The sequence below is a fragment of the Micromonospora sp. M51 genome (assembly GCF_018070305.1).
In the GTDB taxonomy this organism is placed as follows: domain Bacteria; phylum Actinomycetota; class Actinomycetes; order Mycobacteriales; family Micromonosporaceae; genus Micromonospora; species Micromonospora parva.
Genome location: NZ_JAGPXZ010001322.1, coordinates 1 through 824, shown reverse-complemented (window position 1 = coordinate 824; position 824 = coordinate 1). Strand labels below are relative to the sequence as shown.

Annotated in this window: 2 protein-coding genes; both read left to right on the top strand. The window is 75.2% G+C overall.

All coding sequences use genetic code 11. From position 1 onward, the window contains the following. A partial coding sequence (locus tag KBX53_RS34565) for an OpcA/G6PD domain-containing protein (RefSeq protein ID WP_210863988.1) occupies positions 1-391 on the top strand: 391 nt, incomplete at its 5' end. Between the two features lie 144 nt (positions 392-535). Then, on the top strand, positions 536-824 hold a 289-nt coding region (locus KBX53_RS34560; RefSeq protein WP_210863987.1), incomplete at its 3' end, for a 6-phosphogluconolactonase.

Here is an 824-nt window from a genome sequence, read left to right as displayed (position 1 = left end):
GATGGCCGGTTGGCTGTCCAGCCGGCTCGGCATCACCCCGCACCGGGTGGACAGCAACGAGTTCCCCCGCATGCGGGAGGTGCAGCTCAGCTGCGCCAACGGCGACCAGCTGACGCTGACCCGCGAGGACAGCATGGCTGTCTTCCGGCGCACGGGGCAGGAGGACCGGGCTCTGCCGCTGGTTCGCCGCCCGCTCGGCGACGAACTGGCCGAGGAGCTGCGCCGACTGGACGCCGACCAGGTGTACGCGGAGGCGCTGGGCGCGACGGCCGGCCTGCGCGGGCTGGAGCAGCGCCCGCCGCAGCGGGTCCACGTCTGGAAGGATCCGGCCACCGCGCAGCGCGCCGAGGCCGGGGTCACCGCGCACGCCGGCACCAGCGGCGAGGGCTGAGCCCAGCCGGGGTACGACGTCGGGCAGGGCCGGTACCCACCGGCCCTGCCCCGCAACCTCTGGGGTTTTCGCCCCAACCACCTCGGGCGGACCGTCCCGGGCACGACAGCGACCGCCGGGCGGTCGGGAAACGAAGGCGCAACCATGAGTGAGGCGAGTGTCGCCGTCCACGCCGACGCCGACCTGCTGGCGCAGGCCGTGGCGGCCCGGTTGCTGGTGAAGCTGCTCGACGCCCAGGCCGACCGGGGCGAAGCCTCGGTGGTGCTCACCGGCGGTCGGGTCGCCGCCGCCGTGTACCGGGCGGTGGCGGCGCTGCCGGCCCGCGACGCGGTGGACTGGTCCCGGGTCGACGTGTGGTGGGGCGACGAACGGTTCCTGCCTGCCGGTGATCCGGACCGCAACGAGACCCAGGCTCGCGCCGCCCTGCTGGACG